This window comes from Solibacillus sp. FSL K6-4121 (assembly GCF_038002585.1).
Classification (GTDB): domain Bacteria; phylum Bacillota; class Bacilli; order Bacillales_A; family Planococcaceae; genus Solibacillus; species Solibacillus faecavium.
Map to the genome: position 1 here is coordinate 45,551 of NZ_JBBOCS010000001.1, position 24,843 is coordinate 70,393.

Below are 24,843 nucleotides of genomic sequence, written 5' to 3' on the forward strand. Positions count from 1 at the left end.
TTTAATTGTATAATACCTAAGATGATAATCATCGTATGAATAATTTATACTTGCTTATGATCTCATGCCCACATTTCTATATTTCATATATAATACTGCGCAAATTTTTCTAAATCCATTACCTGAAGACACCTGTCCTTTCAGCAGCCATTTCTTCTTATTATACTATTTACAGGAGGCGATTCGAATGAACTTTGTTTTTGATATTGATGGTACACTTTGCTTTGATGGAAAAACGATTCATCCATCAATAATAGATGCTTTAACCAAACTATCCGATGCTGGCCATGAAGTTGTTTTTGCATCTGCACGACCGATACGTGATTTAGTTTCCGTTATTCCAGCCCAATTTATCAAGGGTAAATTGGTTGGTGGTAACGGTTGTTACACTTCAGTAAACGGTCAAGTTAGCTCTACTTTCTTTAATTCTAATTTAAGAGAGCAGCTACAAGAAATAATCTATACATACCAACTTACTTATTTAGCTGATGGCGAATGGGATTATGCATTTACTGGCAGCTTTGAACATCCTATTTATAAGAATATTAACCAAACTTCCGCTAAAAACTTAGCTATTACAGAGCTTAGTAAAATCTGCAAATTAGTCATATTTAATCCTGCACAACAAGTAATCACCCAGCTTGAACAATTACCTGTTTCAATCACAAATTATAAAAAAGAAAATGCGATTGATATCAGTCCATTAGGTATTAATAAAGTAGTCGGTCTTGAAAGATTAAACATCCATGATTTTATTGCTTTTGGAAATGATAGCAACGACCAATGTTTATTTGAAAAAGCAACTTATAGTGTATGTGTAGGTGATAATGAAGTGCAGCAATATGCTTCCAAAAAAATCTCAATAGAAGATGTTGCTGAAACAATTTTGCAACCAATAAATCTTCCCGTTAGCATCTAATAAAAGAGCTTAGAGAACATATATAATTCGTGTTCTTTAAGCTTTTCCCCTCTTCCTTTGTAAGGAATACATCTTTTATAAAAATTCCTTCATTTATTTCATATTGAATAGCGTCAATATTCTCTCCAGAAATATGAGTATAATATCTGTAAAAATTACTAAATTTGCAAATTTTGATTTTTTATTTCGTCTTATTATATGTAAAAGCTTTTACAAAAAAGTAGGAGGGTTTAATTTTGAATAAATCAAATGAACATAATTTTGTTGAACGCCTCCAAATGGAAAAAGAAGATGCACTTGAATATATCGTTCATCAATATTTGCCACTCATTAAAGGCATCTCATTAAAAATTCTTAGTCCACTTCAAAATGAGGGGCTAATCGATGAATGCATCAATGATATATTTCTATCCATTTGGAACCATGCTAGTAAATTCAAAGGAGACACGACCAACTTTAAATATTGGATTGCTTCGATTGCTAAATTTAAAGCAATTGATTATTACCGCAAAACAGTAAAAAACACTGTAGTACCAACTGAAGATATTGAACTTATCCAAAGTGACGTCGTCGAAGAGCAAATAATTTCTTCTGAAAATAAAAGAGAAATACTCGCTTATATCCACACATTAGATCCAGTTGACCAAAAAATAATTATAATGCGCCTTTTCCTTGGTATGAAATCAGATGAAATTTCTGAGAAGCTTGGCATTTCTAAGTCAGCTATCGACAGTCGCTTATCCCGAGGGAAGAAAAAGCTAAAACATTATGCAATTAATCTGATTGGAGGAAATATCAATTGAAGGATATTTATGAGCTATTAAATGATATTAACGTAGATCTATCTGATGACGATTTTGCCCCTGTCTCTGAATTCGAAAAGAAAAAGGTAACAAAAGCTTTAAAAAGTAAAATAGTAAAAAAGAAAAGAAAAAGAAATTTACTCGCATCTATTATTGCATTAGTCATCCTAGCAGGTTCTATTGCAGGTCTCTCTACCACAACTTATGCAAAAGATATTCCTTTACTAGGAAGCATTTTTAAATTATTTACTTCTAATAGCAGCTATTTAGCTTATGAACAAAATGCTAAAAAGCTTCACCTCGTTCAAGAAAGCAATGGCATAAAGCTTAGTATTATAGATGGAGTTTTCGATGGAAAAACGCTATTCCTTACGTACACAATCGAAACAGACAATGATTTAGGTGAAAAGCCAGCTATCAATAGTTTACCGATATATGGCGACACAGGGTTAGTAAGTAGTGAACAGCTAGTAAAAACCGAGGAAGGAAAATATATTAGTCTCATGACAATTGATCACTATGCTGGTCACCCGCTAAAGGATATCGACGTGAAATGGGATATTACGAGTATTTCAACAGGTATTAATCATACAGGTACCGTTTATGAAGGCAGCTGGCATTTCGACTTCCAACTATCCGCAGTCGATACTAACTCGATTGTAGTAAATAAAACATTACAGGAAGATGGGCTTACATTTACAGCACAAAACCTAACTGTCACTCCAATGTCGTTCATTCTATCATATGAAACAAACGTTACAGCCGATCTATCTAATCAATGGGACAATATTTTTGTATCTGTAGAAATAGAGGATGATTTAGGAAATAATTATACTTCCTTAAATGGCTTAAATCATGGAGCGCGAACAGATTTTACGGAAAATTGGCTTGCCACTTACGATCAATTGGATGCTCGTGCGAAGGCCCTTTATTTAACGCCAATTGTTACGCTCACTGAAAACGATATAATTGATGTAGATAAAGACGGAAATTTAGTCAAAGCGAACTATCGTTCAATCAACAGCGATAGCCCTTCTAAGCAAGTTCGGTTAGACCCTATTAAAGTTCAAATTCAGTAAATTAAATTTAAGCTGATAAAAAATACGAAGGAATCTAAATTGATTCCTTCGTGTTTTTAGTAAGAAGAACATATTTTATAAAAGATAAATACATAAAAGGACAGGAACAGGAAGTAGTAGATTGAAAAAAAAGCTATTTCGTTCTCCGAAAACAGCAACTTTTTACCCATCATACGAGTAAAATAAACGTAATTCTGAAAATGTTACATAAATTTAATATAAAAGCTACTTTCTATCATTTATACTAAAAATATAGTTATGAGAGGTGAATTTAGTGATTATTAAAGATAAAAGATCATCCCACTTAGATGAACACCTGAAGAATAATTCTGAAACTAGCAGTAATGAAGATAAAGAAATGCTTGAAAACATCAAGGTTACAATAGAGAAGAATAAAGAAGTAATAGAGCAAAACCGTAAAATTCTTGAATCAAAGAAACAACAAGAAGCCACTGAAGAATGATCTCAGTGGTTTTTTTATCAAAACCATTTCCCCTTCATTTTGGGATAGAACAATGCCCATGTCCGTCTTTATAAATATGGCTCATCACCATAACATGGGGTTGCCTTTCTAATAAAATTTCACTTGTTTGATTGGTGGGCTACGGCAAGACAGCGCTAAAACCACGTGATACGTGTTTTTATCACTGCCTTTATTGCCGTTTGCGAGGCCCATCAATCCCAAAATTTTGCCCTCGTTATAAAGTGAGATAAAAAACACCTAATCAAGCCGCTTGCGCTATCGCGAGGCGGCAATTTTGCCATACCTAACTTATGGTTATTAATAATAAATATTCCAATTTTGTTTTAGTTGAAGAAGGCGTAATTCCTTTTTAAGAAAAGCACCAGATTGTTGAATAACTATAATGCGATTTCAATTAATAACACTAAATCCTACCTGTGCTTCTAATTGATATTTTCCCTCTGATTCAGTCCCTTCTAAAACTCTAATATCAAAATCTGCAATACCGTTTACGACATAATGTCCAGCAGGGAATTCTTTATTCATAATTCGTTTCATGAAATCTTGATATTCATTTTTGTCTTCGGAACTATATCCTCCACTACCAACATATTCTCTTCGAAGTGGTTCTCCCTTAACTAATGTCGTACTTAATAACGGCATATCCATTCCGTATTCAATTTCATAATTCCTCGTAGTCTCAACCATTGGAAAAGAAAATGGTGAAGCAGCATGGAAAATTTCAATTTCTTTTTTATCACCTGTATATTCCAGTTCTGCATATATTTTTATCGGCTCATTTTTACTATACTCTGCTTTCTCGGTTACAAGTCGATAGGTAAAATCCCCCTCAATGACTTCGGCCTGTGTTTCCAGATTATCTGTGTTGGACATCTCATTATCAAGCTTCTTGTCATTACTTTGTTGGCAACCAAATAAAATAAGTGTTATAAATGCAAAAGATAAAATCATTGTTATTTTTTTCATTTAGTCACACCTCCTTTTATCATTAGACGGGGTTACATAGCTTTCGTTTCAAAAATAATCCAGTAGCTTCTGTCTGCATTTTCTCTAACGCTCCCCAAGAAAAATGTTGCTCCACTTCTCATCATGAATTCTCTCTTGGTAATTGCTTATAATAGCTTAATACCTCTAAAAGAATTTCATAGGTATAACCTGTTTTTTCTTGTATCTTAGTTGCCCACTCCCTTACAGTCAGTAGTTCATCCTCTTCAGCTAAACCTTTCATAGAAGATGAAAAACTTCTGAAGTTATAAAATTCCCAGTGAATTACTTCATTCTCATACTGTCTACATTCAAGAAGCGGATAAGGTTTAATCAACCTTTGCGAGAATTCTGCAGCTTCTAATAATTGATTTTCATCAATTGGATTTAAACTAAATACTTGCTTAGAAATTTTTCCACTTGGTCGTTTATAGAAAATCTCGACATTATTATCTTGATGCTGTACTTGAATCTTAGCACCTGGAAAAAAACCTATGCACTCCTCTGAGTGAAACAATGGGCTATTTATATCTACACAAATAGGCTGAATCCATTGGTCTCCTAAGTCACATAAATACTTATAGTTATTTTCGTCTATTGCTATAACAGCAATATGAGCTTTTTCGTTAAATAAATTACGACCAACTGCATACGCCTCAATATTATTATGATTTAATTCATCCAATAGCCATATTGCTAAGTCAAAACAGTTCCCAGTAATTTTATGTTGTTTATAATGCTGTTTCATTAGAGTAACTGAACGCTGATATTTTAATGGTTTTTGTTTTGCATACCAAACTTTTGTAAGTGTTTCCATAGGAAAGTGCTTAAATTGATTCCAAACATTCATTATATTCTTTGGTGCTTGCATATATAATCCTCACTTTGTTTTAGTCTTCAAACAAACATTGCTAATAACTTTATCTTTGTCCAATATCAACGTCATAACCAGTTATGTTTAACGAATAAATAGAAGTCAGCTAAAAAAAGAGTAGATATGCAAAGGCTACTCTTTTTCACCATAATATATTTTCCATATTTAATAAAAAAAGGGGTAATTTCCCTCACTCAAGAACATACTATTATAGTAATTTGAAAGGGGGTGAAAACTATAAAAACGAATACTTTGTTAATATTAGGAGTACTTACGGGATTATTGGTTTCGTTTATTTTAAGGTCATTCGGAATTAGTCTACATTATGATTTATTCCTTCATAATGTATTTGGTGATTTTAAAATTCTAGGTGTATTATTTTCATTATTGCTTATTACCATTCTATTACTCATTGTCTATAAAGCCAAAAACGCTCTTTCAAAAGTGTAATCCGGTTGATATTTGTTATAGTTAATATTTTATGCAGTACGCAAAAATCCTTTAATACAGGTGATTTTGCGTGCTTTTTTATTTTTAGTAGGAATAAATTTAGATAAATCCATTCATGTAGTGTAGGGTAAGTTTAAGTAATGCTATCAAACATCGCTTTGGGTGCATTTTTAATTCCAATTTCGACGAATCTAAATTACTTGGAGAATAGATGGGGGTGAAAGAATGAAAAGAACAGTAATTGGCGGCTTTATAATGTTTGGGGGATTATTTATTACATTAACTATAATTGTGGTGGCCACATTATATATTCCTAACATGAGGAGTTGGTCTGGTTCACAGTTGTGGTATGCAATTTTTGGAGATATACAATATGGAAATGAAAGTGTTCAAAGTTTATTTTTAGGTTTCCCATTTGTTATCGGGGTATTGTTGGCAATTTTAGGGCTAGTAATACTAGTAATAGAGTATTTAGAAAAGTCCTTTTTAAAGTGATAGACATAAATAAACCTACATGACACTTTGGTAACCCACACGCTATTTAATTAAATGTGGGGTGTTTTGAAGGTCCCAAATTATGCTTGAACTTTTGTTTAAAATCAAAGAAGAGAAGTAGTATTTTTATAAAATGTTCTTTTTAATATTTCTTGTATTATCCAAAATAGAATTGCACAAATAATGGCTAGTATGATCATTTCAGCTATCAATTTAATAGTTACCCCTCGAAACACTATCAAACAAAATAGTAGTCCAAATAAGCACCCGCTAATAATATAACTAATAAAATTATAAATTTTCTTTTTGATTTTAAAGTCTAGAATGAAAGAAATACTTGCACCCATAATAAATAATACGAAAACATACAGGCTATAACCAAATAGGCTTATAAAGAACTCATCATAAATAGGTGGATTATGTAAAAAATAAATATAATTAAACGCTAAAGCTGCTGAAACGAACAATGAAGTAACAAGTGTTGTAAATATTTTTAGTTCAATAAATTTCATTCTAATCAACCCTTTGTAGTTTATATCTTAGCTATTCTTTATAAATATTAGAGCACATCATCAGTGCTGCATCCATTACAAAATTGGTTGACAATGTCCATTAATCGTTGAGTATCTTCAGAAGATACGATTTCAGCTAACCTTGCGCCTGCTATAATTGGCATCCATTGGCGTATTTCACTTTTGGAGATGTTTATATTACAACAATATAATTGCAAATATAGCTCAGCTAAATCTAAGGAATGCTGAGCTATCAATAAATATGTACGGCATACGTCTGCACGGATATCCCCAGCAGTAGCATCAACCCAATCAATAATACTAACTACCTCTTCGTTCATAATTAGATTAAATGGATGGAGATCACCATGGCATAGTCTAGGTTCATACTTTAAAGAATTCAACTTATTAAGTAACATACTTTTTTGACTTTTATTTAGGCTTGGAGCCGATTCAATCTTACGGGAAATTTTCTCATCCATACGTTCAATTTCATCGGATTCTACCTTGACTTCATGTATTCTTTTTTGTACTTTAACCAAGACATTAATATATCGGTCAGCATCGTTTAAATTTTTTAATAGAAGATGTCCCAACGTTTCTCCTTCAATGAATTCCATTATGATTGCCTGTAATCCATTTACCTTTCTAACCTCAAAAATTTCAGGAACATTAAGCCCACATGAATATGCATACTCTTGTTTCTTAGCTTCATAAAACGATTCAGTAGGTGGTAGATTTTCTTTAAAAATTTTTACTATTTTATTATTCCATTCATATAGATTAGCTGTATTACCGGTAGCCACCAATTCTCCTAAGTTCACCATATCCTCCTCTAAAGAGTTATTAATCCATCTTGCAATCACCTAAATTTTAACATAAATATTCAAATTACTTTAATTTATCTGGACCCTGAAAGAAAAAGACGCGTTCCTTATTAAAGAAATGCGCCCGATTGATGAAGATCGTTTTTTCAATTAAATGTACAGGGACACCTAATAATGCTTCTCTAATTTGGATTTCGAAACAAAATACATTGCTACGCCAAAAAGAACGCCACCGATCCCCCAGATCGTTACACCAATCCACGAAAAGTTAATTTCCTCGCGTGAGATGAGTGGCATTAAATATTCCATCCATAATAACATCATCAAACCCCAACTAATTCCTCCAAAAGTATTTGAGCGCTTCAATCTACGCACGTTTACTTTATACTCTTCAGGCGTTGCACAATCTGTTGCTAACCACTCTTTTCTATTTAAACGCTTCATGATTAATACAGAATAACCAATGTTTACGACAAGTAAAATAGGAGTCATAATCGAAACCGTTTGCAAAACGAGATCGTTTATAAGGCTAATCATCATAAGTGCCATTGTCACGTAGTACAGTAAGATACCTGTGAAAGCGAGTTCCTTGTAGATTTCCTGCTGTTGATATTCATCTCGTGCATCAATTGCACCAATGAAATGGTTAAAGATTTGGTTTTTCATCGTTCTCAACCTCCCAAAATAATGTATTCAAATCGGTATGTAATGCCTTTGCTAATGAAATACATAAAGCTAATGTAGGATTGTATTTATTGTTTTCAATCATATTGAGTGTTTGGCGTGCGATACCAATTTGTTTTGCAAGTTCAATTTGGGTAAGCTTTTGCAACTTGCGAAATTCTCGTACACGATTCAATTAATCACCACCCATATGGAAATTTTATGTATTTTAAAATTAAATGTCAATTATAAATGACATTTTTTCAGAAAAAAATCGCCTTGAGAGCGCTTTATTACTCTGCCTTAATGGCATGGAAATATTTCTCCGGAGATAAAGTTACATGGATAAGTTCATTTGTTTTCTTAGCCGGTATAATATCCTTTTATTTAATTTTGAAATCAATAGGCACAAAAAAGTCGAATCAAAAGAAAAACCGGTAAACGTTGATGTAGCGTTTACCGGTTTATTATTGGAAGGTGTTTTTTAGGAAGGGAGAAAGAAAACTCATTCTGTTGTTTTTTTCAAGTCGTCAGCAAATTTAAAGGATAGAATTTCGCGATTTTTCTCTATTATTTCCTTATTTTTAGCTATCGTTTCCTTTATATTTAGATGGATTTCATTATCGTAAAGTTTTGTATCTAAGTGAGGTACTGATGTCTTATTCTTTTCCATATCAATTTAAACCTCCTTTTTCCGCTATTATTAGTGATATAAATCTTTTCTTTCCATAAAAGACTATTAATTCACTACTACGTTAACTCATAATTTACTTTGCAAATCCTCTGAAAGCTTAAAGACCATAACGCGTTCCCCAGTTATTGTACTCAAATCACTATAAAAACTCACCACTTCTATACCTGTTATCGTTAGGATTGCTTCTTTTATTTCTTCTACACCGGATTCCACTAAGCTATTTCGCATTTTTTTGACTGATAATAGGCCCTCTTTATTTTGGCATACTGCATATTCAGCAGGTGTTAAGACTCCTCCTAATACAACAACCACCATATCTCGCAAGATATCTGATTTAACCGATACGGAACCGCGCCCTAGATAACTTTTCTCCCAATTAGTTAACACTTTACTGATTTCGGCTTCAAGAGCACCTTTTGTTTTAACCATCATGACTCCTATCCCTCCACTCCACAATTAATCGTTATACATTTATTATATAGTCTGTATTATCTCTAGCTTCTCCTATATGCACATATAAATATTTTTTCTCTGCACCATTTTCTAACAAGTCCATAGCTGCATTTCTAAAATATAAAAAAAACCGACAATCAAAAATAATGGTTTCAATTATCAAACCATTTACTTTTAAAATTGTCGGTTTACTTTTAACTAACCTAATCTAGGTTTTTTAAAATGTCTACCTATTATTTAAAATTATTATTTTAATTCCTTTTTGAATGGATAATCAATGTCCAAAATATTGACTACCAAACTAAGGATAATACGCTATTTGTATTATATAAAATATTAATACTTAGTTAATTCACTGTCAAGTTTTAGATAATTAAATTTATTAACCCATTTTCATTTATTATTTGTAGTATGATTGGAAATAAGTGGAGGGGTTATATGAGAAAAAATCAATTATATTATCTTATTTATCCTATAATATATTTTATTATTGCAACAGTTGGTCAATATTTTACAAGTGGAAATATTAGATGGAGAGAAAATTTATCCCTTACAGTAATTGCTATTGTAATTGTTTTTTTAGCATTTGTAATATTTAATTGGGCGAACCCCCCTCATGCATCGAAAAGGAAAAGGAAAAGGAAAAGGAAAAGGAAATGAAACAATTTGCCATCAACTTTGAAATACATAATAGATTGGAGCATACGAAGTGATACAGGTTTTATTTGTTATTTTAATATGGGTTATACCGATTATCCTTCTTACAAATGTATATTTTAAAATGGATAAGGAAGATCAACAAGAATTTAAAAGCGAGTTTAAAAAACCTTTAACACTTTTTTGTGTGGGATTACTAGTCATAGGCTTTTTGCTATCACTTTCTGGAATTATCCTAGCGATTGAATTGATTCAGCATATTGGTGTAACTATGGTATTTATTAGTTGGTTTACTACAAGTATCATAAACTGGAAAAAAGGAAAAACTGATTTTATAAAAAGTGCTGTACTTATTTTATTAGGCGTTTTAGGAATAGCAGCTTATGGGCTTATGGTTACCTATCTTTAAGCTAACGGGGGGGATAGACCAACTATAGTTTAAGAGTATAGTTCATAAACATCTATTCCATTTCTTCTTGCTGAATATAATAATCTATCGCTTGATCAAACCATTTTTGTTCATCTTCTGTAAAAGGAGAAGGTGTCAAATTTTCAAGTTCTTGAAAATCAAGTTCTCCTTCTATCTTCGTATCAGCGAATTTTTGCATCAAACCCTCACCAAGAAATGAAAAATATTCTTCTACATAGTTCTTAATCATTCGTTGTACTTTCGGGTCCTCTACGGGTTTACCATATAATTGTTTCACTTCTTTAGACACTTGATAAATCGTTTTATCTAAAGGGAATTTTTCTTCTTCCGATTTCTTTTCTAACTCTTCCATGACATCCTTGAAATCCGTTAACATATGGCGATCCATCCATTCTTCTTGTATATGTTCAGTACGCATACTGTGAATAAGGTTAAGTATTAAGTTACTATCCACTGTTCCCTCTTCCTCAATTAACCTAATTACTCTATTAATAGATTTCATTGACTGTTCGATTCGTTTTTTCTCTTTTTCTAAAGCTTGAAAATGGAGAGACAAGCTTTCATTTAAATCAACGGTAAAGCTTGATTTATTTAATAAATTTTTTATTTCATCCAGACTATATCCTAGGAATTTTAAACTCAGAATTTTTTGTAATATTATAATATCTTGATAATTGTAAATGCGATGCCCTGAAGAAGGATTCTTTTCTGGTCGTAATAAACCAATTTCATCATAGTAATGTAAAGTAGGAATAGGTACTCCTGTTTTTTCTGAAAACTCCCCAACGGAAAACCTGTTATTGTTATTCATCAAAATTCCTCCCAACAAAAGTATAAGTTTATTATAAAACCTCAAGCAACTTGAGGTTCAAGTGATAAATTTGAAAATGATATATTGTCCACTATTCCTATTAATTAAACGGTGTTTATATTATCTAGAAATGTTCTACAATTTGCATAAAAACTTGTAAAAAAACTCTTGACCCCCTCCCCCTTTAACAATCTTTTAAATCCGTCGTGAGCAATTTCATTTCATAGTCCCTATTTGTCATCGTTTTAAGAGTACCATTTTTTCCATCAACAAATGGAAAAGCTGTTTTGTGAATAGCGTAATGCTTTAACTTTAAATAGGCGACCACTGGAAAATCTGAATCATGCCATATTGCCTGATAACCTACTAAGCCAAATTTTTGAATCAGACGGTCCAAACTTTCTACTACTGAATATACAAATTCATCATAATTGCACGCAAATGCTGATGTAGTCTCTGGAGCACCTTTTTCAGTGTCGTCTACATACTGATTGATTTTAAAGTGTAGGTTTTCTCCGTTACTTTTTATATCAAACGCTTTGATATGCCACTCTGTCAATCCTGGTTCTAGATACCAACTAAAATTCGTTTCATCGCCATAAGATTCTGTATTCATATCAGAATTCAGCGACATTAAAGCATTTAACAAATCGCCTAAAGCATCAGAAAGATAACTCGCTCTAAAAGTAAACGTTTCATTCGCTGTCTGTATTTCGCATATAGCCCATCCTACGCCTATAATTTTATAATTAAATTTCAACATACTCACCCTTTTAATCGTTAATGTAAAACCCGTACTTTTTCCTAAGTATACTAAATCTCCATATAAGTTGTGAGCAGCGATTTGTTCTTCTCTATTCCTGCTGTTTCCCATATTTTCTCTATGATCTACTAGTACTAAAACTTGCTCATCAAATTCACCTTTGACTGTAATAAGCCTTAAGTCTTAATCTAGATAACCCAATCATATTGACTGCATCTGCTTACTATAATAATAAACAATCTTTGAAAAGGAGGTGTTTCTATGAATGGAATTTTCCTTGGATTTCTTACAGGTGTGATATGGCTGCTGCTAGCATTATTAGGATTCATTTCAGAGTTCTTCGAATTAATCGGTCTAGGAGGAGTTCTTGGTAATATTTTAAATATTCTTGTTGCGTTAATTGGCTTCCTTGCTTTTGTTTACTTTGGTTTACGCCTATTCAAGAAAGCATTGCACTAGTGCAAGTAAGTATAATGGGCTTTTGGGGAGCTTGCTTGTTTCCAAACACTATTTAGCTGCGTATTTTGCATCGGCACCTATCGGAGTGATACAAAGATGGCTAGAAACGAGAAGAAAAGAATTCCCTCAAGAAATAGCTCGACTTCTAGCCAACCTAACAGTTAATGTTTCATTTAAATGCATGCTGAGTTTATTGTAAGTGAAGAATTACGCATATTCTTCCTGCTGTATTTTCTCAACTTTTATTTTTAAAATGGATAGCGATAAAAGCGTTAATATACCTACTATAAGATAACTAAGTGTTACTATAAGTGGTAATCCTAATGGATGAAGTAACATAAACGTCACTGCGAACATGCCTCCTAGCATCCCTACATTATTTGCTAGACTTGAATATCTTCCTCGAAAAGATGCTGGAATAAAGTTCGCTGAAATGCCCTGTAATGCGGGGAAAAGCAATATTTCACCTACCGCTGCTACAAACATGGCACTAAATAGTTGTGGTTGCGTTTGCAGCATACTTAGCAAAATATAACCTACAAACAGCAAAACTCCACCCGTTAACGCCACGTTCATTTCATTAAAACGAACGAGTAATTTTTTTGCTACTAATAAAAATACCACGGCAATCACCGTATTTTCTGTCCGTAAAAACCCTAATAAAGAATAGCTGTCTTCACCAAATAAATCATAATAATGCAAGCTTAAATAATAACCAATTTGTTGATCCATTAAACTAAATACAAAGCCTAAAAATAATAATAAAAGTAAAATCTTATTATTCCATACAACCTTCCAGATGGAGTTATTTATTGAATGTCCTTCATCTTCTTTGATTGATAGAGAATTTTCTTGTGTCGCTTTATGAAGCGTTTCGGGAATCCACTTCATGATTACAATAACTGTGATGATCGAGCTTATAATGATGAAGGTGAACAGCAAAATTTTATATTCCGCAAATAAAAGTCCCCCTATTGAACTTCCTATTGCAAACCCTAAGTATGACGTCCACATCGAATAAATATAAACACTTTTGCGGTTTTCCCTAGTCGTTTCATCTAATATTAGTGCACTATATCCTGGTAAAGCCATGGCTGTAAAAAAATTTGTTAAAATAAGGGCTACTACACTCAAAAGAATCATGTATTCATTCAGTATTTGTCCTAACAATAACAACATAAAACCAACTGCTGTCATTGATTCTCCTATAACAATCGTTAATTTTCTCCCTTTTAGATCCGCTAGTTGACCGCCAAGCAAACCACCAAATAAAGTTATTACACCTATTCCTATTGCTAAAATTGTAATTTTTACACTTCCGATTTCATTCGCAAAATATAAAACAATAAACGGTAACACTGCTGTATTTGTTATAACGGTAACAAATTTTAATATAATACGTATTTGTACACTTCTATTAAAATCTCGGAAATTCATACAAAGCCTCCTATTTTGATTGATTAATCAATCAAAAAATTGTTTAAGAAAAGGATTGCTTATTGCAATCCAAATAAACGCGTAGCATTTTCAGCATATAATTTTAAAGCACTCTCCGAAAATTGATCTGTATTAGATAAGAACAGGCCTAATAAAAGGGATATATATGAAATGGCTAAAACATTTGCATTGGCTTCTGCAAGCTTCCCTTCTCGCTGACCATTTTGAATCAACTGCTCAAATTTATCTGACATTTCCCGAGCAGCCTTATTCGCAATAAGATAGGGCTTCATATACTTCTCCCACTGGGATGTCACATGAATTAATAACAGTAAATATAAACGTTTTTCACTAAAAAGTTGGAAATGCTTCAATGTCATTTGATGAATTTCCTCTTCATAATCGTTCGGTTGCGTATTAAATCTTAATACCTCCTCCAAAAAATCTGCCATTGGTTCCTCAACACATTTTAATAGTAAATTTTCTTTGTTTTCAAAATATGTAGCCACTGTCCCAAACCCTACGTTTGCAAGCTTAGCAATTTCAGCCATTGTCGTAGCTTCGTATCCTTTTTCTGCGAATAATTTAATCGCCACCTCTAAAACATCTTTTCGCTTTTCTTCAATTGTCTTTTTCATTTTGTGTCACCTACTTTTGATTGATTAATCAATCTTTTTATTAAATCTACTACATAAAACATTTTTTGTAAATAAAAACCAATAGTGCTGTAAAATAATATTAATTAAATTTTGAAACAAAACATCATTTCATTTGAAAAGTGAGCTGTTCATGAACCAGCTCTTTTTCTTTTTAATTTCCATATTATTGCATCCTAAGCTCCTCCATCTTCGCCTATAAGGTAAAAACAAAAAAGGGGGTTATCCAAATGGAACAAGAAACACTGATGACACGAATTCGAAATGGTGAGGATGAAGCTTTTGCTCAACTCGTAAACCCCTTGATCGATAAGGGATACAGGACCAGCTTCAGTATCCTCAAATCCAAAGAACAGGCTGAAGAGGTTGTTCAAAATGCACTGATTGAGGCGTACCGCAACATCATGAGTGGAAAAGAAATCACTTATTTCAATACCTGGTTCTATAAACTCGTCTCTCTCCGCTCAATAGATGCATGGAGAAAGAATGACCGTCTGAAGGAATCTCCGCTTGAAATTGATATAGGGAGAGAAAAACTTGGCGTCATGGAAAGCGTGCTAAAAGAGGAAACCGAAAATGAACTTAAAAAAGGCATACTATCCCTCGACAACAGGGACTATCGAAATGTCCTCATCCTCTACTATTACCAAGACCACGCTATACAGGAAATATCAGATTTGCTGGGACTGAAAACTTCGACGGTCAAATCCCACCTTCGCAGAGCACGTAACGCTTTGAAAAAAAGATTGATTGAAAATCAGTTTATAGGGGTGAATTCACATGAAAATCGATGACTCAATGAAGAAAGAAATTCAAGAAGAGATGGAAAAAATCCAGACACCCTCTTCCTTATATGAATTTGCGAAAAATATTAAGGAAGAGTCGGAAATGAAAGTGGATTTCGTAAAAACAAAAGAAAGAAAAAGAGGCTGGAGGAAGTTCCAGTTTGCAGTTGCAGCGGTGATCAGCCTTAGTGTCCTAACGGCTTCTGCATTTTTGAATCCAACTATGGCAGAAATGGCTTCAAAAATCCCATATGTAGGACAAGTATTCCAAAAACCAATCCAAATAATAATTACAGAAGTGTTGGAGAAAGAAGGATATAATACGGCAGGCATCGGTATGAGCAGATGGGAGGATATGACCCTTTTTGACATACAGCTGAAAGGAACGGAAGAATACGTCAATCAAGAAAAGGACAATGTTTTAGCTATTTTGTCGGGAGTTTTGGAAAAAAGAGGCTATGATAACTACGAGTTAATGATTTCTGAGACGAATGAAATATCACCTGTGCTAGCTGAAATATTTAATCAAAGGGCCGAAATAGGCGAAAAGTTGAAGTCGGAGTTGCAGGTAGCAGGCTATACGATTTTGGATGTTAACGCATACTCGCCTATCATCAAAGTATATATACCGGTTACTGAAGAAGCTAAGAAAGCAGAAATTAACATGGTAGCGAATGAATTTCTGGAATCAAACGGTTCATTGAAAAGTGTACACATTATAACTAAAGATGTTTCAGTTGAAGAACTTGAAACAAAGTGGCTACCCGTCATTACGCGTATTGAAGAAGAGTTATACCTGAAAAAAGAGTACCGGGTAGATGACATTCGTTATACCTTCAAACCTGAAAAAGTATCTATTACCATCAAGTTGAACATGAACTCATCACATACTGAAGCTAAAGAGGCAGTAAACAAAATCCATGAAAGAATTACTGAATTCCTAAATAGTGAAGAAGTAAAAATAAAGACAGACAATCAAGGTTATGAGTTAATTATCCAAGACAAGAACGGCAAGGATTTTCAATTTTAAATACTTATAAACATAGTAGAGCAACTTCATTTATGACGTTGCTCTTTTTCTATTTAAAGTTACTTTTAAGTCGTGTCTAGAAACCTTTTAATTTATTCCTGTTAAATCTTCAATAGTTTCAAAAATTCTTGAGTATACATCTTGAATACTTTTTTCGTTTACTACCTCATTATATAATACATAACCCCAATACCTTTGACTCTTACTATCATAAAGATAGGCGTAAACACCTGAATCATCATCCGGATAATTTTCAAAATCAAATTGTTCTTTAATGAAAGGAACATATCCTTTTTGTGAGTCGATAAATAAGAATGGACGAGGACTATTATTATAAACCTTCGCATATTGAGTTTTATCTGCTTCTATGAGATTTTCCTTCGTAATAAATATAGCATCATAATTCTCTACTTTTTGCAGATCAGTAAAATCAATGCTTGTAAATTGTATTTGTTCTTCTCTAACATCTGGTTCTTCACCAATAATCCCAATATGTAACGGCTTGCCATGATAAAGTTCTGTTTCACTTTCATCATTCTGCATAGAACAACCGAATACTATAGCTAGAATTGAAATCATTATTATCGCAAGAAGAACTTTTGTTTTCATATGTTCACCTCAGGTATATTTTAAACTCCGCCTAATTTTGAAAAGTAATATCGTAGCTCTTTTATATATTTGTAAAAAAACTGTGAAACTGATTTATTGTTTACGGAAATCGAATTTTCCATTAGGAACGTCAAGAGTATGCCCATTAATTACTACTGTTTTATTATCTAACCACTCAATTTTGGCTGTTGATTCTCGATAATTCCAGTAGATATTTTTTGTTTTGCCATTACGTTTATTAAATACTAATTCACCTCTTACAGCATCATCACTTAAGCTTGGACTCGATACATAGGCTTTTAAAGTATATGTACCATCAGGGGAGGTTTCTTCCGTAAGATATTTACCAGTGGGCAGCCTGTTCATATCGAAAAATGCCCAATAAACTCCATATCCAATAAACCCTATAAATAAAAAGCTAGTAATCAGTGAAATTTTTACTACCTTTTTTCGCTTAGTTCCATTTATCGTTGAGTTAGCAGTCATAAAACACACCCCTTTTGTTATTTCGTTGAAAAGTTAAATAATTCCTTTTACTGTAGACTTTTTTAATTTTATTTAGTTCCCCAAAAAAAGAGCCTTTCCTTATTTCAAAGAAAGCCCCCGATTGCAGTACAGTTATGAATTTATCATTTTGTTTCTTTCTTTTTTTGGATTACTTCTGCCAAATATGTATCCTAAAATGATACCCATTAAAAACATGAAAAACCTTTCTACAGAGAAATCATTCGTAAAATACCCCCATATAAGCCATCCCACTAAAGAACCCAATATTAATCCTAGTATATTTTTCACACCATACCTCCTCACGATACTTTTTCAGATCCACTTTCCCTATTCTCCTCTGTTTTAAGTATTGAAACATCTCATTTACTGAGCGATAACGATCACACACCGGATTTCAATTCATACATATACAGCTCGTTCCCGTCCAAAAACAGCAACTTATTCTCCCGGTTATTCACTAATTGCGGTTCGAGAGGCTTACCATTTGGTTTCATCAGTTCGAGTTTACGGAACGTCTTATATTCATTGCCTTCAAGTCGTAACTCAAAAAATGCATTTTCCCCTCTCCCTTGGTACGCAACGATTGTCTCCTCTTTTACCGCAAACGCATGAAAATGCATATCTTCAGTTGAATAATACTTTGTGAGCCCTTCTTCCCGTACACCAATCATCGATTCCAGGCTAAAGAAAAACCAAATTCCTTCATTAGGTATATCATTCAACGCCAAACACTCAAAAATATAATATTCCGTATCCTCTTCAAGCGAATCCATCTTATCACCCGACGCGTCCCAGCCAACTAGCCCGCTGCTGCCAATTGGTTCCTTCCAGCCGTAATTGCCGAAAACGCCTTCATCAAAGTATCCTGTCCAAACCTCTTGATTCTTCGTTACGTACACATGCTCTATACCATCCCCTAAACAAAATGAACGGATAAAATGCCCGTCTTCATCATAGACCCGTGCGTTTTCTTCAATATTTTGCGCATCATGGTAATACGACCGCGCACCAACAAGTAGAATGTGTCCGTTATCAATCGGCTGTATGTAATGATAATTCCATGTCTCTTCTGGCAAATCCAGCACTTTCTTTTGTCCATCTTTTAGATGAACGACTTGATATCTATAGCTTTTTTCCGTAACAGTTGCAGGGAAGGAACCACCAACTAATGGAATTTGCTCTTCCCTCAGTAGAACAAAGACATCGTTTTCATGTCCAAGTGCAATTGAAAGAGGCGACATTTTTTTCAGTTCTTCTTTCAGATTAGCAATGGGCTTCATCGGTATTTTGAGTATTGATTTCATTTTCTTTCACCAACCTTTTCTTTATAAAGAATTTCTATATCTTAAGGCCATTAATTATTGCTTTTTACTTTTAAACTCTTCATATTCTCCCCAGGCTATGTATGCTATACCTATGATTAAAGCAATGCTGCTAAATATATTTAAAGTTTCCCCTACAACCAATAACGCTACACTCCAATCTATAGCCTTTAAACTCGAACCAAAAATAGCTGCGCTAATGTAATTTGCTGAAAATAAAAATGCAGCTATCGCTATAAAAGCAACCCCAGTTCCACGTTTATTCATGTACTCCACTCCTTGCTAAATATACTTAGAAAGTAAAAAGCGCCATCACGATAATGATTAATGATACGGGTATAAAAAATATTGCCCAGCTATTTTTACCTTTCGTTTTAAATTCCTCTATTCCAATAAGTGCAAAGAAAATACCAAGTAGTAAAGATGATATTGGACCATACGAAAAATCTTTTGTAATTAAGCCATATGCTGATATTCCCATTGCAGCTAAAGCCAGGATTATTTTAATAATTTTCAATTAATTCCCCCTCGTTTCGTTAGTTAAAGCACATTATTTCACAATCCATTTATTTTACCATAAATTTTCCATATAAAAATTGAAGTATGCATTTTTTGGGTAAAAATTAAAAGGATACCTTTTTGTATAAAATAGGATATCCTCTATTAGCTAACTATATTTAACAGCAAGTTTCAATCAAATATAAATTACTACTTCTCATGAACTTTCACATATACGCTTCCAAATAGGCTTTCTCCTATATAAGCATCTAACTTCCATATTCCACTTTTCGGTAATGACATGTTAGATGGGGCGTGTTTGTCTGCTCCATTATTAGCACCACCTAGTACGCCACTGGTTACAAGGATTTCTTCATCTTCATTTTCCTGTGTGGCTACAACTTTTAGTTCTCCTTCTAGCTCTTGTTCTTCCCCCCAAAAATGCCACATGTACTTTTGCTCTTTATCAGGATAGAACCGAACTTCTTCACTATCATCGTAAATAAAACCTAATCGCCCCTCTTCTCCAATCATTGTGTAACCGCCTGATTCAAAAAGTGAACTTTCCTTCCAATTGTTTTTAATTACTTTTTCATTTTTTCCAATGGACTCCTCTTCCTTACAGCCTGCAATTGCAAACGATAAAATTAATGCGAAGATTAAAAGGATTCTTTTTTTCAACATAAATACCTCCCACTGACTTTTTATGTTACTTCTCTAACTAGTACGGATACTCCTTCAGAGAATTAAATAAGGGAAAGATTTTCCGTTATTTGAAGAACTCTGCTCATTTTAGTGAAAATAACGGAAGGATTTTCCGTTATTTACGTAAAAATGGTTAATTTTTAAATTATTTTAGTAAATAAGGGAATTTTCTTCCTTTATTTATGCGAATTTTCACATGAATTCTTAAATAAGGGAACTTTCTTCCTCTATTTTAACCGCGCTTCAATATTATTTTGTTCCGCCCCCTCCCTTCAGTAAGCCCCGTTGACTTTTATAATAAGCCAATGTGTTTTAATATTTCATTACAGTAATTTTTTTACAACCAAATCAGATTTGCTCCGTCTAATAATTGAAAGGGTGAGGAGGATGCTTGAACGAGTGATAGAACAAGTAGATGAAAATGAGTTAAATAAAGAGGAGAGAATTGAATGGTTGATGAATGAATACGGCCAAAATATAGCTCGTTTAGCATTTACTTATACTAAGCAGAAGCAACTATCAGAAGATATTGCGCAAGAAGTTTTTATTAAGTGCTACGAGAACTTAGACAACTTTAGGAATGAATCTTCTTATAAAACATGGTTATACCGTATTACGGTGAACCTCTGTAAAGATAAGTTAAGGAGCTGGTCTTTTAAAAATATCGTCCTTACTGAATTTTTCACAAAAATAAAAAGTACAAATAAATCACCTGAAATGGAATTAGTCGGTCTAGAGGAAAAACGATTAGTTGCAGAAAAAATACTTTCCTTACCCGTGAAGTATCGAGAAGTAGTAATTTTATATTACTATGAAGAAATGTCATATAACCAAATATCAGATTTATTAAATTTGAGTATACAAACGATAAAGTCCCGATTACATAGGGCGCGCCTCTTGTTAAAAAAGTCACTAGAAGGGAGCATCAAACATGGATGACATGTTTAAACAAATCGTAGAGACTATGAACAAAACTGTATTAAAGGACATTCACTTCGATGCGAAACAAAAAGAAAACGTAAGGCAAGTTATATACAAAAGAAAAAAGAAGCGCCATATCAAGCCAATATTGAATTATTTGTTGCCAATAGCTGTAGCGAGTTTGTTTTTTTTAGGCACAAGTTATTATATTGCAAGTGAGTTGGAAATTTTTTCGCGTGAAGAGCAGACGGCAGGTTTAAATAACAACAAGGGAGATGTTCCACCAGGATCAAAAGATGAAACCAACATCTATACGCCTCCCGCACAAGAAGAATCATACGAAGAGATGACAAAAGAAGATGTGGTTAGCAAGCTTTTAAATACGGTGGATTATTTTTACACAGCTGCCGGTAAATTTGAAGATTATGCCAAATATTATGACGACTCAGATAGTAAGTCAGTGACTGAGTACAAAGTAAGTATAAAAAATGTAATTGGTGGCTATCAGAAAAGTACCTCTCAATTTGATGAAGAGTTAATGGGTTATGCGGAAATGATAAATGAATTTATTTATAATGAAGAAAAGCGCTGGCATAAAGAAAGTGTAAATAAAACATATTTCGTTCATGACTATCAATCTAAACCCACACGAGATCCGATAACACCAGAGGAAGCGTTTAGTTTAGAATTGAAAGACATTTATTCAGATAAGGCCAATTTTAGGGAAAGCCCGGAAATTGCCCCTGGCGGCATGTCTTTGTTTCCCTATGAAATCACAGCAAGTTACTTAAGAAATACAGAGCTTTGGGACATAGAAAAACAAAACGAAGAATTGTTAGGTCATAATACCATTGTTTTATACGGAAAAATGGATGAGCAAGTGATAAATAGATTCCAAATGAAAAGAACGACTGACACTTTTCGCTTTTGGGTAGATAAAGATACTGGAATCTTAGTTCAATACGAAACGTATGATACGGACGGTCAACTTACAGGCTATCTCCATCCAGAAAGTTTGGAAGTGGATATACCTATTGATCCGCAAGATTTTGTGCCAAATTTAGATGGCTATAAACCTTTTGTTCCTTACGGGAAAAAGCCTGATCTTGATCCAAGAGAAGCAGAAATAGAAGTTGTAGATTATGCAGACACTTTTAAAGAAGATACAGAGGCTGTGGTAGATTTACTTCGAAAGGACCTGCCTTTCTTGTATGAATTTACTCATCCCGATCTTGATCTATTCTCAGCAGGCTATGAAAAATATAAAAACTTCCACCATGCTTACCTTACGTATATTCCCAAAAATGAAACGGGAGTAGTGTACGTACGCACTTATCATGAGGATTCCTTTATTCGTTCTTCGACTGATTTTAATAAGGAAACGGGAGAACAACTAGAAACCTTTACATTAAACGGCATTGAGTGGAAAAGCTATGAAATAAAAGATGTTTTAGGTGCCAAGTTTATAGGCATGAAAGGTGATTATATATATGAGGTCGTGAGTCAAAAAATCACACTCGAGGAAACGAAGGCTTTATTAGAATCTTTTACCCCTAGTAAGTAGGATAATAGCTGCCCGGAATTATCAAAAAGAAGGCTGGACAGAATCAAAAACACCATTTTTCTTTCAAAGAAAAATGGTGTTCTTTTTGTTTTCCACGAGCTTGGCCACATACGAACGTATCGATGCTTTATTTGGGAACTAAATTGGTGTGTATAATTATTTATGTTTCAAAAAGATTATTTTCTAAGGCTGCAATGTATCGGTTTGCTGAAATTTGAACACGTTCTTTAGCGTCCTTTTCAATTACTCGATGGAATGCGTCAAATAACTTTTCGAAATTAAATGTATCAATTTGACTTGCAATTCGTTTTACAATATTAGTTGGCAATGGAATAAAGTTTGGATAGCTGTACATAAAAGTTACCCATCTACGATCTGCAACCACACGGATGATATCTCCAACAAATAAAACGCCCTCTTTTTTATTGTTTTGCCATTCTAAAACTGTGGCTCCTTTAAAATGCCCTCCTACACGATGTAATGCTATTCCTTCTTGTAAAATCAATTCTTCACCTGACCAAAATACAATATGCTCACTTGGTCTAGTTACCCACGCTTTATCATCTTCATGTATATAGATTGGGGCATCAAATGCTTCTGCCCACTCTACTTGGCTTGAATAATAATGAGGATGAGATAACGCAATTGCATTAATTCCACCTAATTCATTAATTTTAGTAATAGTTTCTTTATCAATATATGTAATACAATCCCACAACAAATTAAAATCGCTATTCTGAACTAAGTAAGAAGTCTGTCCAATACCAAATGTAGGGACAGTTTTAATACTATGTAATCCATCTTCTTCATAAGTAATCTTATTTTTATACTGATTAGACGCCACTAATTGATCTAAAGTTGTCCACTTTTGTCCATCTACACTCACATATTGTCTCTCTTCAGTACAAATTTTGCATTCACTAGGTTCAACAGTAGATTTTTCATATTGAACTCCACACGTATCACAAATATAATAATCCATTTCAAATCAACCATCCTTATTTTATATTTTTTCCTCTTTATGGTTATTCGTTTATATATTTTATATTTGTAAACTTAAAGTTTCTATCAGTATTTAGGATGAATTTACCTTATTTAACAAATAAAAGTGTATTTTGTTAAAATAAATTTATACATTGTGAACTATGTCCTTAAAGTAATGGGCAAAATTGTTAGATAAGTTTTACGAAGATTTTAGAGGAACTACGGGGGATATGAAAATGGGAATTTCAGCACCTATTTTAGTGTTGGTTGTCAGTATTGCTAATTTCATTCTCAGCAGGCTAATTGTCGGGGAAAAAAGAAGAAAAGTTTCCGAAACTGATGGTAACCCCTAGAATGAAAACAAGCGCTGATTCTTCTTACAGAATCGCGCCTGATAATTAAATTAGGTTTTCTGTGTTCCCTCTTTACATGGATTTCCATTTCGGGGACACTTTCCGCGGTCGTGGCTACACACCAATGTTTCAGGCGTCACGCTTCCTGCGATTACTCGTCGCAAAAGCAATTCACTATCCCCGTAGAAAGCTTTGCTTGTAGTGAATACCCCTCATTCAAAAGGTTCCGTTAACTCTTCTTCAGCAACTTTAAGGAATTCACGATATTGGTCATATCGCTCCTTTAAATTTTTATAAATTACATCTCTTTCTTCTGTGGTTGGTGCGGCCATATAATTTTTAATAAAATAAAAATAAGCTAATTTAGTGTCATTATAGGTTATAAAATATCTGTCCCCTATCCAAGACTCTAATTGCAGTCCACTCCCAGTGTAGTTCGAAAAATCTGCAAAAGTTTCATTTAAACGCTCAAGTTTTTCAGCACGTTCTTTTTCATTATAATTTTCGGCTTCTTGATGAAATTCGAGAATACGTTCTATCGGAACATTTAATTTTTCCATTTCAGAATGCAGTAAACTGCGATAGTCCTTAATTAATTGGTGTTGCTGATATATAATAATGATCATTGAAATTGCTATAAAGCTAACAATGATCAGCCAAATCTTTTTCACAATAGGTGCTCCTTTCGAAAGGCAAAAATGACAAAATAAAAAAGATGCTTTTGCTGGCACCTTTTATACTAGTCTTCAATACCCTTTTGAGTATCTTCAATTAGCTGATCTAAAAGTTTATCTGCACTTTCGTAATCCTTTTCTTTTAGGGCTTTCTTTATATCATTTAAATCTCTCATCAATTTTCTAGAATAACTTTTGAATATAGCTGTTTCTTCCATTGTACTTTTTCTCCTTTAATTTTTAATTTCATTATTGTAACATATGTTTTTTGTTTAATCCTTCATTGCCATAAAATAAGAGCTAAGGCCTAAGAGCAATCCTCCACTAATCCCAATAATAGATCCAACTACAATCCAACTAGTAGATAAATAGATCCCTAACATGAACATGATTATTCCTATAACAAAGATAACGAACCCTTTGTTCAAAATTTTCCCCTCC

General features: G+C 33.3%; 34 protein-coding genes. 12 read left to right on the forward strand and 22 right to left on the reverse strand.

The features are described 5' to 3' along the window. Positions 1–187: 187 nt before the first annotated feature. The 4 genes from MHH95_RS00285 to MHH95_RS00300 all read left to right on the forward strand — a co-directional run bounded on the left by MHH95_RS00285 (position 188) and on the right by MHH95_RS00300 (position 3,264). Positions 188–919: an HAD-IIB family hydrolase gene (locus MHH95_RS00285; RefSeq protein WP_340725983.1), complete on the forward strand. Its 732-nt coding sequence runs from the start codon at positions 188–190 to the stop codon at positions 917–919. Between the two features lie 278 nt (positions 920–1,197). Beyond that, entirely contained in the window at positions 1,198–1,722 is a 525-nt protein-coding gene (locus MHH95_RS00290; RefSeq protein ID WP_340727282.1) for a sigma-70 family RNA polymerase sigma factor, read from the forward strand. Further along, positions 1,719–2,801 (forward strand): DUF4179 domain-containing protein, encoded by a 1,083-nt coding sequence (locus MHH95_RS00295; RefSeq protein WP_340725984.1) that lies wholly within the window; start codon positions 1,719–1,721, stop codon positions 2,799–2,801. The genes MHH95_RS00290 and MHH95_RS00295 overlap by 4 nt, the downstream gene beginning before the upstream one ends. A gap of 274 nt (positions 2,802–3,075) precedes the next feature. Next, positions 3,076–3,264, forward strand: a complete 189-nt coding sequence (locus MHH95_RS00300; protein ID WP_340725985.1) for a hypothetical protein — start codon at positions 3,076–3,078, stop codon at positions 3,262–3,264. 411 nt (positions 3,265–3,675) lie between these two features. Here the strand turns inward: MHH95_RS00300 and MHH95_RS00305 are convergent, their stop codons facing one another. Next, positions 3,676–4,251 carry a hypothetical protein gene (locus tag MHH95_RS00305; RefSeq protein ID WP_340725986.1) on the reverse strand — a complete coding sequence of 192 codons (576 nt, stop codon included), beginning with the start codon at positions 4,249–4,251 and terminating at the stop codon, positions 3,676–3,678. A gap of 121 nt (positions 4,252–4,372) precedes the next feature. After that, positions 4,373–5,140, reverse strand: coding sequence for a hypothetical protein (locus MHH95_RS00310; protein WP_340725987.1), 768 nt, complete (start codon positions 5,138–5,140; stop codon positions 4,373–4,375). Positions 5,141–5,818: 678 nt separating this feature from the next. Between MHH95_RS00310 and MHH95_RS00315 the strand changes: the two genes are divergently transcribed. Continuing rightward, positions 5,819–6,088, forward strand: coding sequence for a hypothetical protein (locus MHH95_RS00315; RefSeq protein WP_340725988.1), 270 nt, complete (start codon positions 5,819–5,821; stop codon positions 6,086–6,088). Between the two features lie 559 nt (positions 6,089–6,647). Here the strand turns inward: MHH95_RS00315 and MHH95_RS00320 are convergent. From MHH95_RS00320 to MHH95_RS00340, 5 genes are all read right to left on the reverse strand, one after another. After that, positions 6,648–7,424, reverse strand: a complete 777-nt coding sequence (locus tag MHH95_RS00320; RefSeq protein ID WP_340725989.1) for a phosphotransferase family protein — start codon at positions 7,422–7,424, stop codon at positions 6,648–6,650. A gap of 171 nt (positions 7,425–7,595) precedes the next feature. After that, positions 7,596–8,093, reverse strand: a complete 498-nt coding sequence (locus MHH95_RS00325) for a hypothetical protein (RefSeq protein ID WP_340725990.1) — start codon at positions 8,091–8,093, stop codon at positions 7,596–7,598. Beyond that, positions 8,074–8,286: a helix-turn-helix transcriptional regulator gene (locus MHH95_RS00330; protein ID WP_340725991.1), complete on the reverse strand. Its 213-nt coding sequence runs from the start codon at positions 8,284–8,286 to the stop codon at positions 8,074–8,076. The genes MHH95_RS00325 and MHH95_RS00330 overlap by 20 nt, the downstream gene beginning before the upstream one ends. A gap of 309 nt (positions 8,287–8,595) precedes the next feature. Further along, on the reverse strand, positions 8,596–8,763 hold the full coding sequence (locus tag MHH95_RS00335; RefSeq protein WP_340725992.1) for a multidrug transporter: 168 nt from the start codon (positions 8,761–8,763) through the stop codon (positions 8,596–8,598). A gap of 87 nt (positions 8,764–8,850) precedes the next feature. Continuing rightward, positions 8,851–9,213, reverse strand: coding sequence for a DUF2294 domain-containing protein (locus MHH95_RS00340; RefSeq protein ID WP_340727283.1), 363 nt, complete (start codon positions 9,211–9,213; stop codon positions 8,851–8,853). Between the two features lie 733 nt (positions 9,214–9,946). On the opposite strand from MHH95_RS00340, the gene MHH95_RS00345 reads away from it, so the two are divergent. Continuing rightward, a complete protein-coding gene (locus tag MHH95_RS00345) occupies positions 9,947–10,303 on the forward strand; it encodes a Fe3+-siderophore ABC transporter permease (RefSeq protein WP_340725993.1) in 357 nt (118 codons plus the stop codon). 52 nt (positions 10,304–10,355) lie between these two features. Here MHH95_RS00345 and MHH95_RS00350 read toward each other — a convergent pair whose 3' ends face one another. Both MHH95_RS00350 and MHH95_RS00355 read right to left on the reverse strand, forming a co-directional pair. Beyond that, complete coding sequence (locus MHH95_RS00350; protein WP_340725994.1) at positions 10,356–11,135, reverse strand: MerR family transcriptional regulator; 780 nt, start codon at positions 11,133–11,135, stop codon at positions 10,356–10,358. Positions 11,136–11,319: 184 nt separating this feature from the next. Continuing rightward, the gene (locus MHH95_RS00355; RefSeq protein WP_340725995.1) at positions 11,320–12,009 is read right to left on the reverse strand and encodes a hypothetical protein; all 690 of its coding nucleotides are present in this window, start codon (positions 12,007–12,009) and stop codon (positions 11,320–11,322) included. Between the two features lie 150 nt (positions 12,010–12,159). On the opposite strand from MHH95_RS00355, the gene MHH95_RS00360 reads away from it, so the two are divergent. Next, entirely contained in the window at positions 12,160–12,357 is a 198-nt protein-coding gene (locus MHH95_RS00360) for an ABC transporter (RefSeq protein WP_339213851.1), read from the forward strand. Between the two features lie 31 nt (positions 12,358–12,388). Then, positions 12,389–12,556, forward strand: coding sequence for a TetR-like C-terminal domain-containing protein (locus MHH95_RS00365; protein WP_339213853.1), 168 nt, complete (start codon positions 12,389–12,391; stop codon positions 12,554–12,556). Between the two features lie 8 nt (positions 12,557–12,564). Here MHH95_RS00365 and MHH95_RS00370 read toward each other — a convergent pair whose 3' ends face one another. Both MHH95_RS00370 and MHH95_RS00375 read right to left on the reverse strand, forming a co-directional pair. Continuing rightward, positions 12,565–13,794 (reverse strand): MFS transporter, encoded by a 1,230-nt coding sequence (locus MHH95_RS00370; protein WP_340725996.1) that lies wholly within the window; start codon positions 13,792–13,794, stop codon positions 12,565–12,567. Between the two features lie 59 nt (positions 13,795–13,853). Beyond that, a complete protein-coding gene (locus MHH95_RS00375) occupies positions 13,854–14,432 on the reverse strand; it encodes a TetR/AcrR family transcriptional regulator (RefSeq protein ID WP_340725997.1) in 579 nt (192 codons plus the stop codon). Between the two features lie 248 nt (positions 14,433–14,680). Between MHH95_RS00375 and MHH95_RS00380 the strand changes: the two genes are divergently transcribed. After that, positions 14,681–15,244, forward strand: a complete 564-nt coding sequence (locus MHH95_RS00380; protein ID WP_340725998.1) for an RNA polymerase sigma factor — start codon at positions 14,681–14,683, stop codon at positions 15,242–15,244. Beyond that, entirely contained in the window at positions 15,231–16,265 is a 1,035-nt protein-coding gene (locus MHH95_RS00385; RefSeq protein WP_340725999.1) for a DUF4179 domain-containing protein, read from the forward strand. The genes MHH95_RS00380 and MHH95_RS00385 overlap by 14 nt, the downstream gene beginning before the upstream one ends. 87 nt (positions 16,266–16,352) lie before the next feature. Here MHH95_RS00385 and MHH95_RS00390 read toward each other — a convergent pair whose 3' ends face one another. From MHH95_RS00390 to MHH95_RS00420, 7 genes are all read right to left on the reverse strand, one after another. Further along, positions 16,353–16,874 (reverse strand): hypothetical protein, encoded by a 522-nt coding sequence (locus tag MHH95_RS00390; RefSeq protein WP_340726000.1) that lies wholly within the window; start codon positions 16,872–16,874, stop codon positions 16,353–16,355. Between the two features lie 93 nt (positions 16,875–16,967). Then, a complete protein-coding gene (locus MHH95_RS00395) occupies positions 16,968–17,360 on the reverse strand; it encodes a DUF5412 domain-containing protein (RefSeq protein ID WP_340726001.1) in 393 nt (130 codons plus the stop codon). Between the two features lie 132 nt (positions 17,361–17,492). Further along, positions 17,493–17,669, reverse strand: coding sequence for a tRNA U-34 5-methylaminomethyl-2-thiouridine biosynthesis protein (locus tag MHH95_RS00400; protein WP_340726002.1), 177 nt, complete (start codon positions 17,667–17,669; stop codon positions 17,493–17,495). Between the two features lie 92 nt (positions 17,670–17,761). Beyond that, the gene (locus MHH95_RS00405; protein ID WP_340726003.1) at positions 17,762–18,685 is read right to left on the reverse strand and encodes a hypothetical protein; all 924 of its coding nucleotides are present in this window, start codon (positions 18,683–18,685) and stop codon (positions 17,762–17,764) included. 54 nt (positions 18,686–18,739) lie between these two features. Continuing rightward, a complete protein-coding gene (locus MHH95_RS00410) occupies positions 18,740–18,970 on the reverse strand; it encodes a hypothetical protein (protein WP_340726004.1) in 231 nt (76 codons plus the stop codon). Between the two features lie 25 nt (positions 18,971–18,995). Then, complete coding sequence (locus MHH95_RS00415; protein ID WP_340726005.1) at positions 18,996–19,220, reverse strand: hypothetical protein; 225 nt, start codon at positions 19,218–19,220, stop codon at positions 18,996–18,998. A gap of 191 nt (positions 19,221–19,411) precedes the next feature. Then, the gene (locus MHH95_RS00420) at positions 19,412–19,885 is read right to left on the reverse strand and encodes a hypothetical protein (RefSeq protein WP_340726006.1); all 474 of its coding nucleotides are present in this window, start codon (positions 19,883–19,885) and stop codon (positions 19,412–19,414) included. 420 nt (positions 19,886–20,305) lie between these two features. Here MHH95_RS00420 and MHH95_RS00425 point away from each other — a divergent pair, with 420 nt between their 5' ends. Together MHH95_RS00425 and MHH95_RS00430 are read left to right on the forward strand one after the other, a co-directional pair. Next, on the forward strand, positions 20,306–20,845 hold the full coding sequence (locus MHH95_RS00425) for a sigma-70 family RNA polymerase sigma factor (RefSeq protein ID WP_340726007.1): 540 nt from the start codon (positions 20,306–20,308) through the stop codon (positions 20,843–20,845). Beyond that, positions 20,838–22,391 carry a hypothetical protein gene (locus tag MHH95_RS00430; RefSeq protein WP_340726008.1) on the forward strand — a complete coding sequence of 518 codons (1,554 nt, stop codon included), beginning with the start codon at positions 20,838–20,840 and terminating at the stop codon, positions 22,389–22,391. The genes MHH95_RS00425 and MHH95_RS00430 overlap by 8 nt, the downstream gene beginning before the upstream one ends. 160 nt (positions 22,392–22,551) lie before the next feature. On the opposite strand, the gene MHH95_RS00435 is transcribed toward MHH95_RS00430, so the two are convergent. The 4 genes from MHH95_RS00435 to MHH95_RS00450 all read right to left on the reverse strand — a co-directional run bounded on the left by MHH95_RS00435 (position 22,552) and on the right by MHH95_RS00450 (position 24,830). Further along, entirely contained in the window at positions 22,552–23,373 is an 822-nt protein-coding gene (locus MHH95_RS00435) for an MBL fold metallo-hydrolase (RefSeq protein WP_340726009.1), read from the reverse strand. A gap of 567 nt (positions 23,374–23,940) precedes the next feature. Beyond that, positions 23,941–24,399, reverse strand: a complete 459-nt coding sequence (locus MHH95_RS00440; RefSeq protein WP_340726010.1) for a hypothetical protein — start codon at positions 24,397–24,399, stop codon at positions 23,941–23,943. A gap of 68 nt (positions 24,400–24,467) precedes the next feature. Further along, complete coding sequence (locus MHH95_RS00445) at positions 24,468–24,620, reverse strand: hypothetical protein (RefSeq protein WP_340726011.1); 153 nt, start codon at positions 24,618–24,620, stop codon at positions 24,468–24,470. 54 nt (positions 24,621–24,674) lie between these two features. After that, the gene (locus tag MHH95_RS00450; protein ID WP_340726012.1) at positions 24,675–24,830 is read right to left on the reverse strand and encodes a hypothetical protein; all 156 of its coding nucleotides are present in this window, start codon (positions 24,828–24,830) and stop codon (positions 24,675–24,677) included. Between the last annotated feature and the right edge of the window lie 13 nt (positions 24,831–24,843).